Here is a 12,947-nt window from a genome sequence, read left to right as displayed (position 1 = left end):
TGTTCTGATGTTCGGCTGAGCCGAGGCTCGCGCGCTCTGAGTGCTCGCGCCTCGGGCTCTTCTCAGGGTTCCGTCGTCTCCGACTCCAGGCTGCGCCGCGTCTCGCGTCCGTACTCGCCCTGCGCGTCGTCCCTGAGACCTCGGGCCCACTGGTAGCGACGTACGGCGGCGGCGACCTCGTACGAGTACGAGCCGTCCCGCTCACCCACGTACAGGTACAGCTGCGCCAGCCTGCCCTGCAGCTCCGTGACCCGCGCTCCCTTGTCCCCCTGCCGCAACGTCGCGTCGGCCGTCCTGCGCGGCGGTGACGCGGACGCCCCGGCCGATTCCGTCGCACGCCCCGTGGACGGCGCTTCGGACGAAGACGAAGACGGGGACGGAGACGCGGACCGGGCAGGGGGCGACGTCGATTGTGAGGGCAGGTCGCTCGGCGGCGCGGACGGAGTGCGCGAGGACGACGCGGGCGGGTTCGCGGAGGGCGCCGCGGGCTTCGTGGGGTCCGCGTGGGCCGACGCGAGGTCGTCGGGCACCGCCCGGTCCCGGGTCGGCCCGTCCGAGGCCGCGGAGAGCATCCCGATCACGAAGACGGTGGCGGCGGTCAGGGCGGCGACGGTGCCGGCTCCGGCTCCGGCGAGCAGTACGAGGGGGCGTTTACGGAGGCCCCGCTTCTCAGGGGGCGTCTCGGGGGGCGCGAAGTCCTGGTACGGAGCGGCACCTGCTTCCGCGTCCGAGGTGTCCGCGCTGTCCGCGCTGTCCGCGGTGACATGGCGTACGTCCGAGGCCGCGACCGGAGGACGGTCCGCACCCGCACCCCTGTCGCCGCTCCTGTCCTCGCCCCCGGACGACTCGGCAGGCGATCCGACGGGATCGGGCAGCGAAACGTACGGCCGTATCCGTAGCGGATCGAAGTCCGCCGCGGCCGCACCGGCGGCGGACCGGTCCCGCGCCCGATCCACCGATTTCCCCGCGTCGCCCCCTATGTCCCCCGCAACTGCTTCTTCGTCTCCCTGTCCGGCCACAGCCGCCCCTCCCCTCGTACGACCCGTCGACCCGTCGCCCCGCCGTCCCGCCCGCCCCCGAAGCACCAGAGATTATGCAGAGCCCCGCTTCAACAGGCCATAACGGGAGACACGGACCAGGATGGAATGAGAACGCGGACCTCTCAGGAGGTGTCCATGTCACAGGATGTCAGCGCCCACCCCACGGGGAAGGGACCCGGCCCCGTCCCGATACGCGGAGGCGGCGCGCGCGCAGGCAGCGGGCACGCCGCCAACGGGCACCCGCCCGGAGGCGTACTGATCTCCATCGGCGCGCTGCTCCTCGGCATGCTGCTCGCCGCGCTCGACCAGACCATCGTCTCCACCGCGCTGCCGACGATCGTCAGCGACCTCGGCGGCATGGACCATCTGTCCTGGGTCGTCACGGCGTACATGCTGGCCGCGACGGCCGCTACCCCGCTGTGGGGCAAGCTCGGCGACCAGTACGGCCGCAAGAAGCTGTTCCAGACCGCGATCGTGATCTTCCTGGTCGGCTCGGCGCTCTGCGGCATGGCGCAGAACATGCCGCAGCTCATCGGGTTCCGCGCACTGCAAGGACTCGGCGGCGGCGGTCTGATGGTGCTGTCCATGGCGATCGTCGGAGACCTCGTGTCACCGCGCGAACGCGGCAAGTACCAGGGCCTGTTCGGCGCGGTCTTCGGCGCGACCAGCGTCCTCGGACCGCTGCTCGGCGGCCTTTTCACGGAGCATCTCAGCTGGCGCTGGGTCTTCTACGTCAACCTGCCGATCGGCGTGATCGCGCTCGTCGTCATCGCCACCACCCTGCACATCCCGGTACGCGGCACCCGGCACACCATCGACTACCTGGGCACGTTCCTCATCGCCTCCGTAGCCACCTGCCTGGTCCTCGTCGCCTCGCTCGGCGGCACCACGTGGGCCTGGGGATCGGCGCAGATCATCGGGCTCGCGGTACTCGGCGTGGTGCTCGCCGCGGCGTTCGTGGCGGTGGAACGCAGGGCCGCGGAACCGGTCCTCCCCCTCAAACTCTTCCGGATCCGCACCTTCACGCTGTCCGCCGTGATCAGCTTCATCGTGGGCTTCGCGATGTTCGGGGCGATGACGTACCTGCCGACGTTCTTGCAGGTCGTACAGGGGGTCACGCCCACCATGTCGGGCGTCCACATGCTGCCGATGGTGGCGGGCATGCTCCTCTCCACGACCGCCTCAGGGCAGATCGTCAGCCGTACGGGCCGCTGGAAGGTCTTCCCGATCGCGGGCACGGCCGTCACCACGATCGGCCTGATCCTCCTCCACCAGCTGGACGAGAACAGCGGCACGGCCGAGATGAGCGTGTTCTTCTTCGTCTTCGGCCTGGGACTCGGCCTCGTCATGCAGGTCCTCGTCCTCATCGTGCAGAACGCCGTGAGCTACGAGGATCTGGGCGTCGCCACGTCCGGCGCGACGTTCTTCCGCTCCATCGGCGCCTCCTTCGGCGTAGCGATCTTCGGCACGATCTTCACCAACCGGCTCGGCGACAAACTGACCGACGCGCTCGCGGGGCAGCAGCTCCCGCCGGGCCTGAGCGTGAGCACCCTCAAGGCGGACCCGCGCGGCATCGCACGGCTCCCTGCCGACCTGCGCCCCGACGCCCTGCACGCATACGCCTCATCGATCACGGACGTCTTCCTCTACGCGGCACCGGTCGCCTTCGCCGCCTTCGTCCTCGCCTGGTTCCTGCGCGAGGACAAGTTGCGCGCCTCGGTCACGGCACCCGACCCGACGCAGACGCTGGCCAGCAATCCCGTGGAACGTTCCTCGCACGACGAGTGCGCGCGGGCCCTCTCGGTGCTCGGGACGCGCGAGGGCAGGCGCGAGATCTACGAGAAGATCACGGCACGGGCCGGCCACGACCTGCTGCCCGCGTCGAGCTGGCTTCTCCTGCGCATCGCGAGGCACGGCTGCGTCGAACCGGGCAAGCTGGCGGAGCGCACCACGGTGCCGCTGGCCGTCATCACGGCGGCCGCCCGCCAGGTCGAGGAACGCCGCCTCGCGCGCCGGCGCGGCGTGGAGATGGTGCTCACTCCCCGGGGCCACGAGGTCGCGGCCACGCTGGCGAAGGCCCGCGAGGAGTCCCTGTCGGAGCTGCTCGGCGACTGGTGGAACCCGGACCGCCCCACGGACTTGACCCAGCTGGTCGGGGAGCTCAGCTCGGAGCTGTGCGGCTCGGAGTCGGAGCGGCCGGGGGGTGGCGGCGCGACGGTGGTACGCGCGGCGTGACTTTCCCCGGCGTCGCCCGGGTGTCGCCGGTGGCGACGGTTCAGTCTCCACGCACCCGTGTCGCGCGTACGGCGCGCAGGCCCCCACGAGATCGGTCCGGGTGCCGAGGACGACGCGCCGCGCCCGGCCCCGAGCGCGCGGGCGGCGTCCTCGGCGGGAGCCACGGTGACAGGCTCGGTCAAGCCGCAGTGCTTCTCTTGGGTGACAGACAGACGTACCCCCGCACCCAAGCCACGGGTACAGGGGCACGCACGGTGTGGGTTATGCGCTCTTGGGCGCTGCCTGCTGGACGACCTCGAAGGACCAGACCGAGGAGCCGCTCGCGGCGGGCTTCGGGCGGTCGCCGCCGCCCTGATGGGCCGACTTCATCGGGCCCTCCATCCAGGCCTGGAACGACTCCTCGTCACGCCAGCGCGTGTACACCAGGTAGTCGTCGGTGCCCTCGATGGGGCGGAGGAGTTCGAACCACTCGAAGCCGTCCGAGTTCTCGACGGCGCCGGCGCGGGAGGCGAAGCGCTTTTCGAGGGTTTCGCGCTGGTCGGCGGGGACGGTCAGGACGTTGATCTTGACTACGCTCATACGGCCATCCTGCCGTACGGGGGCGTCGGAGCGGCGTGAGCCCCGGGGCCCCGGGCCGGATGTCACGGAGGTCCGGCGGGTGGGGTCCCGGGGCTCGGTCCGGGGGCGGGGGAGGAGGGGTGTGGTTAGAGGCGCAGGAGGCGTTCCGCTGTTTCGCGGTAGTCCTGCAGGGCCAGGCGGAGTTGTTCCGTGTCGCCTGCCGGGGGCGTCTGCGCCGGGGTGGCCGGGGTGGCCGGGGTGGTCGGGGTGCCGGGGTCGCCCGGGGGGACCTCCGCCGCGTGGGACTGCCACGTCGTGCGCAGGGCGTTTCGGTGCTCCGTCAGGGTGCGGGTGAGGTCGGCTATCGCCTCCTCCAGGACGCGGTCCGCGTTTTCGACCGCGGCGCGCGGGCCGTCCACGAAACCGTTGACCGCGTTCTGGAGGCGGAGCGCCAGTTTGTCGCGTGCGTCGATGGGGAAGAGAGCGGTCCCTTCGGGATGTACGTCAGCCATGCTGAACTCCCTTGTGGGTGATGCCGGTCGAGTGCTTGTGGGTGTCGTGGCGACCCGTCGTGGGGGTCGCGTCGGCGTCGGAGCGGTGCTCCGCGACCAGCGCCTCGAAGAGCCCGCGCGCCTCGAGCAGCGCCGCGCGCATCTCCTCGGTGCCGGCGCCGCCGGTCCGCTCCACGCCCGTCGCCTCCGTGCCCATCGGGTCCGTGCCCATGGTGCCCGTCGTGCCGAGGGCGGCGCGGTGCACCTTGCGGTAGCCGTGGACGTGGTGGGCGTGGTGGACGGAGAGCGCGTCGATCTGGTCCTCGTAGTGCCCGGCGTCGGGGAAGCCGCGGGCGCCGGCCAGCTCGGCGATCAGGCGGTCGGCCTCGGCCACGGCCTCGCGCGGCGAGTCGACGAAGCGCTCCTGGGCGACGGTCCAGCGGGCCGTGTACTGCTCGCGCGCCGCGGGGTCCAGCGGCCGCACGTGCAGGGAACCGTGCCGCTTCACACGCTCGCCGAGGTCGCGCTCGGCGGCCTTGGTGTCGCCGTCGTGCCGGGCGACCGCGCGGTCGTACTCGGGTCCGAAGCGGCGCTGCAGACCACGCCTGCCGCCCGCACCCTGTTGCCTGCGGTTCAGTACGACGAAGGCGGCGACGGCGAGTACTACGACGGCCACGATCAGCAGAATGATCATGAGTGTGGACATGGGTGGGTGCCCTTTTCGGCTCGGGGATCGGCCTGGGGCGCGGGGCCCGGTAGGGGCCCCGACACCCGTTCCCCGGAACGAGTTGCCCGGAATCGGGCCGCCAAACGGGGCCGTGTGAGCCTCGGTCCTCGGTCCTCGGTCTGGGTGGCGTTTGTCGCAGGAAGGTCGTGCACCCGCCCGGCCGCCCATAGGATGCGGCAGCGCGTGAACCGTCAATCAGGTGCGTGATGTGGTGAGTTGAAGGAGCGTATCTACGTGCTGGAACTGACCATGGCCTCGGTGTCCGGGGCGGACGCGGGCGCCACCGCGGGCATGCTCATGGCCGAGTCGCCGAGCGAACCGGGCGCGGTGCTGCGGGTGGGGCGGGACCGGAACGTGTGCCGTCTGGTGACGCCCGACGACTGGCTGTTCGTCTCCCGTACGCACCTGGAGTTCCGCTGCGGGCCCGACGGGGTCTGGTCCGTGAGCTGGCTGCGCGGTTCCCACCCCGATCCGGCCTCCGAGGTGCGGCTGGTGTCCGGCGATACGGCGCGGGCCCTCGTGTACGGAGGGATCGCGCCGTTGCCCCGGGGTGGCTCCGGTGAGGTCGTCATCCTGGACCGGTCCGGGCCGCGGAGTGTGAACGTCGGGTATTTCCACGAGGGTTGAGGGCGGGGCAGTCTGCTGTGGCTGGGGTGACGTTTCTTGTGCGGCCTCAGGCGAGTACGCGGGCCAGGGCGAAGCCGTCGTAGCCCTTGGTGCCCACCGTCTGTACCGCTGTGCCGGTCAACCTCGGGTGTTCCGCGATGAGTTCGAGTGCGGAGCGGGTGCCGAGGATGGCCGGGTCGGTGCTGGTGGCGTCGGTCACCGCGCCGCCGCGTACGACGTTGTCGAGGATGATCAGGCTGCCGGGGCGGGTGAGTTCCAGCGCCCACTCCAGGTAGTGCGCGTTGTTGACCTTGTCGGCGTCGATGAAGACGAGGTCGAAGGCTTCAGGGCGCGCGGCGCGTTCCGCGTGTTCCGCGTGTTCCTCGTGCTCGGCGCCGAGCACGGCGAGCGAGTCCAGGGCGGGGCCGACGCGGATTTCGACGATCTTGTCGAGCCCGGCGCGGGCGATGTTGGCGCGGGCCACGTGGGCGTGCGCGGGGTTGTGTTCGAGGGTGATGAGGCGGCCGTCGGCGGGCAGGGCGCGGGCCAGCCAGATGGTGCTGTAGCCGCCGAGGGTGCCGATCTCCAGGATGCGGCGGGCTCCCTGGATCTGGGCGAGGAGGTGGAGCAGCTTGCCCTGGTTCGGGGCGACGGCGATGCGTGGGAGGCCTGCGGTGTCGCTGTCGCGGAGGGCGGTGGTCAGGGTCTCGTCGGCGGGGGCGAGGAGGGTGGTGAAGTAGTCGTCGACGGAGTCCCACTGTTCGTGCTGTTCCTGGGTCATGTGTCCGGACGTTCCCTTCGGCTGGGCGATGGTCGGACTGTGCGACTGTCCGGCCAGTCTCGCAGGTCGGGTTGCCGNCGGGGGCCCGCCCAAAGCGTGATCCCTGCGGGGCGGTGGGGGTTGTTCGCGCAGTTCCCCGCGCCCCTGGGCAGCCCGGCCCACGCTCCCCGTTTAGCTGGGTGCCCCCTTGGCGGGGCGATCCGGCTCGCGTCCCCTGCTCAGCCAGGTGCCCCGGGGCGGGGTGGGCGGTTGTGTGTCGTCTGCGGCTCGGGCTCGGCCGGTCGCGCAGTTCCCCGCGCCCCTGGGCAGCCCGGTCCTACGCTCCCCGTTCAGCTGAGCGTCCCCTTGGCGGGGCGGTCCGGTTCGTGTCCGTCGCTCAGCGAGGTGCCCCGGGGCGGGGTGGGTGGTTGTGTGTCGTCTGCGGCTCGGGCTCGGCCGGTCGCGCAGTTCCCCGCGCCCCTGGGGAGCCTGGCCCTACGCTCCCCGTTCAGCTGGGTGCCCCCTGGGCGGGGCGGTCCGGTTCGTGTCCGTCGCTCAGCGAGGTGCCCCTGGGCGGGGTGGGCGGTTGTGTGTCGTCTGCGGCTCGGGCTCGGCCGGTCGCGCAGTTCCCCGCGCCCCTGGGGAGCCCGGCCTACGCACCACGCACGGCAGGGTGGCAGGACCGAACGGGGGCGACGGCCAGGACCACCTAGGGGCGCGGGGAACTGCGCGACCAGCCAGGCCCGGCGCGCAGACGACACACAACCGGCCGCCCCCGCCGGGCAGCCCGCTCCGCCCCGCAGGGGCGAAACTCCGCCCGCCCCGCAGGGGCGGAACCCCGTCCCGGCCCGCAGAGGCGAAACTCCGCCCCGCCCCGCAGGGGCGAAACCCCGTCCCGGCCCGCGGGAGTCACCTGGTCCCGCGCAGAGCCATCGTCCTCGCCTCGGCGGCCGTCTCCACCGCCGGAGGCGAGCCCGGCAGTGGCTTGCGGGCGGATTCCGTCATGTACCAGACGGCGATGCCGCCGATCACGGCCGCCGCCATCATGTAGTACGCGGGCATCATCTTGTCGCCCGTCGCGCCGATCAGTGCCGTCACGATCAGCGGGGTCGTGCCGCCGAAGACCGAGACGGAGATGTTGAAGCCGATGGAGAGGGAGCCGTAGCGGACCTTCGTGGGGAAGAGCGCGGGAAGGGCCGACGGCATGGAGGCCGTGAAGCAGACCAGGAGCATGCCGAGCGCGCCCAGGCCCAGGGCGATCGCCCACAGGGAGCCGTCGCGGATCAGGATGAGCGCCGGGATCGAGAGCAGGAAGAAGCCGACGCAGCCCGCGGCGATGACCGGGCGGCGGCCCACCCGGTCCGTGAGCGCCCCCATGAACGGCTGGGCGCACATCATCACGGCCATGACGGCCAGGATGACCAGGAGGCCGTGCGTCTCGTCGTACTTGAGCTCGCTGGTCAGGTAGCTCGGCATGTACGACAGCAGCATGTAGTCCGTGACGTTGAAGACGAGGACCAGGCCCATGCAGAGGAGGAGGGCCTTCCACTGGCCCGTGACCATGTCGCGCAGCCGTACCTTCGCTCGGGTCTGCTCGTCCTTGTGGGCCTTCTCCAGTTCGGCCGCGAACGCCGGGGTCTCCTCCAGCTTCATGCGGAGGTAGAGGCCGATCAGGCCCATCGGGCCCGCGATCAGGAACGGGATGCGCCAGCCCCAGGAGAGCAGGTCGTCGGAGGAGAGCAGGGCCGTCATCAGGGTGACCAGGCCCGCGCCGCCGATGTACCCCGCCAGCGTGCCGAACTCCAGCCAGCTGCCGAGGAAGCCCCGCTTCTTGTCGGGGGCGTACTCGGCGATGAACGTGGAGGCCCCCGCGTACTCGCCGCCCGTCGAGAAGCCCTGCACCAGGCGCGCCGCGAGGAGCAGCACCGGCGCCCAGACGCCGATCGACGCGTACGACGGGATCAGGCCGATCGCGAACGTGCCCGCCGCCATCATGATCATGGTGAGCGCGAGGACCTTCTGGCGGCCGACGCGGTCGCCGAGTGGGCCGAAGACCATGCCGCCGAGCGGCCGGATCAGGAAGGCCGCCGCGAACGCGCCGAACGTGGAGAGCAGCTGCGCCGTCGGGTTGCCGGAGGGGAAGAAGACCTTGCCGAGCGTGACGGCGATGTAGCTGTAGACGCCGAAGTCGAACCACTCCATCGCGTTGCCGAGAGCGGCCGCCTTCACCGCCCGCTTCACCATCACGGGGTCCGTGACGGTGATGTCGGTGGGGGCGTCGGCGCCCGTACCGGTGTCGGTGGTGGTGGCCCGGTCGGTGGCCGCTTCGCCTCGCTGCCCCGGCAGGGGTGCGTCCGACGGCTCCGGCTTGCGTAGTGCGACGGGGGTGGCGCTCGCCAAGGGTTCGCTCGCCTGCTTTCGGTCGACGACAAGGACGAGGCCGCACCCGGTCACCCGGGGCGGCCCGAAAAGCGACCATAGGTGCACACGCCATCATTACGGTCGGTGTCCGGTCGGCCGCACAGTGACGCAAAACCGCTGCTATGCAGGTCAAACGGCATTTCCCCAGGTGGCGGGGGTTATGCACCGATGTGATCTTTGTCGCGGCCGAGGACTGCAACCGTGGCCGCCCGCGGTGCGGAAACGCCCCTGACCGGGGCCGGGAACCGCCGTCGCCGGGTGGAGGCCCTGTTGGGCGGCAGGGACAAAGGCGATAGAAAGCGATGTGGCTGCCAGGTGAAATGGTGGTTGCGTGCGTCCCCACAACAGGGACGAGAACTTCACATCAGAGGCGGGGACTGACGCGGGCGGGAGGGTCGACGGGGCGTGGCGAACGTTGAACACAGGGGACCGGGCGATGTCTTGGGAGCCGGGCAGGCCGGTGGACCCGGGGCGCATACGGGAGCGGTCCGCATCGTCCTCTGGCTGGTCGCCGCCGTCCTCGCGATCCGGCAGATCGCCGTCGTCCTGCGGACGCCCGAAGGCGACCGGCTGACGGATCTGGAGACGTGGATCGGCCCCGAGGGCGTCCTGCACGTGAACGGATCCTTCTACGACGCGGACAAGTTCACCGGCACCCCGTTCGCCGGACTCGTCCTCAAGCCACTCACCCGCGCCGGAGAGCAGGCCCTCGGCTGGGGGTGGACGTTCGGCACCCTCGGACTCGTCGTCGTGCTCGGCGTGGTCGCCGCCCGCGCCCTGCCGCAGCCCGTCACCCGACGCACCTCGCTGCTCGCCGCCCCCGTGGCGGTCAGCCTGCTCATCCTGTCGCTGCCGGTCCGCAACACCCTGTACCTCGGCCAGACCAGCATCCTGCCGGTCCTCCTCGTTCTCCTCGGGCTCTTCGCGGTCCGCGGGCAGCGCGGCTGCGGTGTGCTGATCGGTGTCGCCGCCGCCCTCCAGCCCACCATGCTGCTCTTCGCCGTGCCGCTCTGGTTCACCGGCCGGAAGACGGCCGCCGCTGCCACCGGTGGCTCCTTCGCCGCCGTCACCGCACTCGCCTGGGCCGCGATGCCGAGCGACTCGACGACGTACTGGATCCACCACCTCGCCGGTACGGGTCTCGGCGCCGACCCGGACGCCAACGCCAACCAGTCGCTGCACGGCATGCTGCTCCGCGCCGGTCTCGAAGGCCCGCTGGAGATCGCCGTCTTCCTGGCGTTGAGCGCGGCCGTCATCGCTCTCGGCCTGCGCCGCGCCGTGCGCTACGCGCGGGACGGGCAGCTGCTCCTCGCCGTCGCCATCACCGGCTGTGTCGCCGTCGCGGTGTCGCCGACCACCTGGCAGCACCAGCTCCTGTGGGTGCTCTTCGCGGTGGTCGGCCGGGTCGGCAAACGGCAGTCCGACCGCTACATGTGGCCGGTCGCCGTCATCCTCGTGTCGACGCTGCCCGCCAAGATGATGCTGCCGAACATGTCGGTCACCGCGCCGATCCGCGACAACATCGTGCTGCTCGCGGCGCTCTCCGCGGCCGTCGTCGTGCCGTTCCTGTCCCGGTCCCACCCGCAGTACCGCGAGCCCATCCCCACCGCGTACGCCGAGCCCGTCCCGGCCCGCTGGAGCCGCGTCCCGCTGGTCCCGTTCTGGCGGCGCGTCCTCGCCCGCCCGAACCTCCTGCTCGAACTGCTCCTCATACGCGTCGGCTACTCCGCGTACCAGCAGGTCAGGCTCGCGGCGACCGGCGGCACGATCTCCGGGGGGCGGGCCGACGCCGAGCACCACGGTGCGCAGGTCCACGCGATCGAGCAGTTCCTGCACATCGACGTCGAGCACTGGTTCAACCATCTGACGGCGCGGACCGGCTGGATGGAGGACTTCTTCAACTTCTACTACACGTCGTTCCACTTCCTGGTGCCGTTGAGCGTCCTGGGCGTGCTCTACGTCCGCAGGCCCGCCGACTACCGCTGGGCGCGCTCCGCGCTCGGCTTCGCGACGGTCCTCGCGCTCGTCGGGTTCTGGGCCTACCCGCTCGCCCCGCCGCGCCTGATGCCGGAGCTCGGCTTCATCGACACCGTGCACGGCGTGCAGGACTTCACCCAGCCGGACTACGGCACGCTGACGCAGCTCACCAACCAGTACGCGGCGATGCCCTCGCTGCACTTCGGCTGGTCGCTGTGGTGCGGTCTCGTCATCGCGGTCATCGCGCCGAGGTGGTGGATGAAGGCGCTCGGTCTGGTGCATCCGTTCTTCACGGTCTGCGCGATCGTCGGCACCGGCAACCACTGGGTCCTCGACGCGGTGGGCGGCGCGGCCGTCGTGGGCGCGGGCTTCGGCCTGACCTATCTCCTGTCGGGGCCGCGGGTGCGGCAGCCGCTGCGGCAGCCGCAGAAACCGGCCACGGGTGCCGGGCGCGTCACCGGCACGTCGAAGGCCGGCTCCGCGAAGGACCGTACCCCGAGCTGATCTCGTACGTGCCGGGCGCCGGCACCGACAGGCGCGTGAACTCGCCGTGCGGCTTCAGGCACGCTCCCTCTGCCCTGAGCCACGGCGAGTACACCAGGCGCAGCGTCACCGACCCGCGCTTCGGCACCCGCACCACCACGTTCGACCCGGTGGAGCGGACGACGGCCGCGGGCGCGGAGACCAGCGGGACGGGGTCCTTCACCTTGAAGATCTGCCAGTGCGCGTCCTTCCACACCGGTTTCAGCCACGTGGGCCCGCTCGCCACCAGCGCCGCCTCGTCCTCGGCGAAGCCGTCCGGCTTGCCCGAGGGCAGCACCACGTATCCGACGGCCCACCGGTCGAGCCACGCGCGGTAGGTGGCGGCCGAGAACGAGCCGTCGTAGAAGAGCCGGCCGCGCTCGATGTCGAGCTGACGGTTCCAGCCGCGCGCCATGTTCACGTACGGGGCGAGCGCGGTCGCCTCACGGTGGTTGCGGGTCGGGACCACCTCGACGCGGGTGCGATTGGCCTCCAGGCGCTCCAGCTCCCCCACCACGCCGTGCGTGTCGACCGCCCACTTCGGCACCTTCGTCGACACCACGAGGTCGTCGAAGGTCTTCTGCGTCACCCACGCCGAGGACAGCACGAGCGCCACCGTGAGGATGATCCTGCGGACCCGGGTCAGGCCCGGCACCAGCAGGGCGGCGAGCAGCAGGGCCGGTCCCACGAGCTCCGCGAGCCGCTCGACGTTGGTGCCGATGGGGGAGGGGATGAGGTACGTCAGGACGGTCCCGGCCGCGTAGACGCCCGCGCCCCACCGCAGCACCCGCCATTCGCGCGGGCCCGCGACGATGAGCGCCAGGCTGAACAGGACGGGCGGGAAGATCCGGTCGAAGGGCATCAGGTGCTCGCCGGTGAACGGGAACAGCACCGTGGTCGCCGCGACGACCAGGACCGGCGGCAGGATCAGCGCGGCCGACCGCACCCAGTCGCGTACGAAGAAGCAGCCCGCGCCCGCCACGACGAGGAAGAGCCCAGCGACCGGGGAGCCCATGGTGGCGAGCGCCGCGCACGCCACCGCGACCACCGTGCGCCGCCGCCGCACCAGGGCCAGGCAGGCCGCGAGCGCGAAGGCGAGACCGAGCGCGAAGGTCGTACGCCCCGAGGCGACGTTGCACCAGATCGCGAGCGACGCGAGGACGGCGGGCCACAGCGGTCTTCGGATGCCGGAGCGCGCGATGAGGGCGGCGACCAGCCAGGCACCGGCGACCCCGGAGACCACCGTGACGGTCCGCACGCCGAGCGCCGCCATCAGGTACGGCGAGATGAGGCTGTAGTTGGCGGTGTGCATGCCGCCGTACCAGAAGAGGTTGTACGCGGCCGTGCCGTGCTCGGAGGCGAACCGCGCCCACGCCTCCTGCGCCGCGAGGTCACCGCCGCCCGTGGCGAGGAACGCCGCCCACACGACGTACAGGGGGAGGGTGGGGAGCGTGGCCAGGAGGGGGACGCGGTGGCGCCGCAAGAAGGGCCGGAAGGGTGAGTTCCGGCCCGTGGACGTGCCGTCGGACGGGGCGAGCGTTACGTCGGCAGAGGCCACGGCCACCGTTTCCGTTCGAGTCCGGGAAAGGCAAGGTTCACTTCCCCAGACG

Annotated in this window: 10 protein-coding genes; 3 read left to right on the top strand and 7 right to left on the bottom strand. The window is 71.6% G+C overall.

Translation table 11 applies throughout. The annotated features are described in order from the left end of the window. Positions 1–62 precede the first annotated feature (62 nt). Complete coding sequence (locus NOO62_RS12610; RefSeq protein ID WP_268770980.1) at positions 63–1,019, bottom strand: peptidoglycan-binding domain-containing protein; 957 nt, start codon at positions 1,017–1,019, stop codon at positions 63–65. 156 nt (positions 1,020–1,175) lie between these two features. On the opposite strand from NOO62_RS12610, the gene NOO62_RS12605 reads away from it, so the two are divergent. Continuing rightward, positions 1,176–3,275 (top strand): MDR family MFS transporter, encoded by a 2,100-nt coding sequence (locus NOO62_RS12605; RefSeq protein WP_268770979.1) that lies wholly within the window; start codon positions 1,176–1,178, stop codon positions 3,273–3,275. Positions 3,276–3,536: 261 nt separating this feature from the next. Here NOO62_RS12605 and NOO62_RS12600 read toward each other — a convergent pair whose 3' ends face one another. From NOO62_RS12600 to NOO62_RS12590, 3 genes are all read right to left on the bottom strand, one after another. Next, entirely contained in the window at positions 3,537–3,854 is a 318-nt protein-coding gene (locus NOO62_RS12600; protein ID WP_268770978.1) for an antibiotic biosynthesis monooxygenase family protein, read from the bottom strand. Between the two features lie 125 nt (positions 3,855–3,979). Further along, the gene (locus NOO62_RS12595; RefSeq protein WP_268770977.1) at positions 3,980–4,345 is read right to left on the bottom strand and encodes a hypothetical protein; all 366 of its coding nucleotides are present in this window, start codon (positions 4,343–4,345) and stop codon (positions 3,980–3,982) included. Next, positions 4,338–5,030, bottom strand: a complete 693-nt coding sequence (locus tag NOO62_RS12590) for a hypothetical protein (protein ID WP_268770976.1) — start codon at positions 5,028–5,030, stop codon at positions 4,338–4,340. Before NOO62_RS12590 ends, NOO62_RS12595 begins: the two co-directional genes overlap by 8 nt. 255 nt (positions 5,031–5,285) lie before the next feature. On the opposite strand from NOO62_RS12590, the gene NOO62_RS12585 reads away from it, so the two are divergent. Next, positions 5,286–5,678: a hypothetical protein gene (locus NOO62_RS12585; RefSeq protein WP_268770975.1), complete on the top strand. Its 393-nt coding sequence runs from the start codon at positions 5,286–5,288 to the stop codon at positions 5,676–5,678. A gap of 46 nt (positions 5,679–5,724) precedes the next feature. Here the strand turns inward: NOO62_RS12585 and NOO62_RS12580 are convergent, their stop codons facing one another. Together NOO62_RS12580 and proP are read right to left on the bottom strand one after the other, a co-directional pair. After that, complete coding sequence (locus NOO62_RS12580; RefSeq protein WP_268770974.1) at positions 5,725–6,438, bottom strand: O-methyltransferase; 714 nt, start codon at positions 6,436–6,438, stop codon at positions 5,725–5,727. Positions 6,439–7,326: 888 nt separating this feature from the next. Continuing rightward, entirely contained in the window at positions 7,327–8,682 is a 1,356-nt protein-coding gene (proP, locus tag NOO62_RS12575) for a glycine betaine/L-proline transporter ProP (protein ID WP_268775593.1), read from the bottom strand. A gap of 561 nt (positions 8,683–9,243) precedes the next feature. Between proP and NOO62_RS12570 the strand changes: the two genes are divergently transcribed. Next, positions 9,244–11,319: a bifunctional glycosyltransferase 87/phosphatase PAP2 family protein gene (locus NOO62_RS12570; RefSeq protein WP_414930813.1), complete on the top strand. Its 2,076-nt coding sequence runs from the start codon at positions 9,244–9,246 to the stop codon at positions 11,317–11,319. Here NOO62_RS12570 and NOO62_RS12565 read toward each other — a convergent pair. Further along, positions 11,270–12,895 carry a hypothetical protein gene (locus NOO62_RS12565; RefSeq protein ID WP_414930812.1) on the bottom strand — a complete coding sequence of 542 codons (1,626 nt, stop codon included), beginning with the start codon at positions 12,893–12,895 and terminating at the stop codon, positions 11,270–11,272. The two genes, NOO62_RS12570 and NOO62_RS12565, sit on opposite strands and share 50 nt — an antisense overlap. Positions 12,896–12,947 lie beyond the last annotated feature (52 nt).

It is taken from the genome of Streptomyces sp. Je 1-369 (genome assembly GCF_026810505.1).
In the GTDB taxonomy this organism is placed as follows: Bacteria; Actinomycetota; Actinomycetes; order Streptomycetales; family Streptomycetaceae; genus Streptomyces.
This window is presented reverse-complemented; position numbering and strand designations above follow the sequence as displayed.

Coding starts and splice junctions, on each gene's coding strand:
- NOO62_RS12605 (WP_268770979.1), top strand. CDS start 1,176: ATGTCACAGGATGTCAGCGCCCACCCCACGGGGAAGGGACCCGGCCCC.
- NOO62_RS12600 (WP_268770978.1), bottom strand. CDS start 3,854: ATGAGCGTAGTCAAGATCAACGTCCTGACCGTCCCCGCCGACCAGCGC.
- NOO62_RS12595 (WP_268770977.1), bottom strand. CDS start 4,345: ATGGCTGACGTACATCCCGAAGGGACCGCTCTCTTCCCCATCGACGCA.
- NOO62_RS12590 (WP_268770976.1), bottom strand. CDS start 5,030: ATGTCCACACTCATGATCATTCTGCTGATCGTGGCCGTCGTAGTACTC.
- NOO62_RS12580 (WP_268770974.1), bottom strand. CDS start 6,438: ATGACCCAGGAACAGCACGAACAGTGGGACTCCGTCGACGACTACTTC.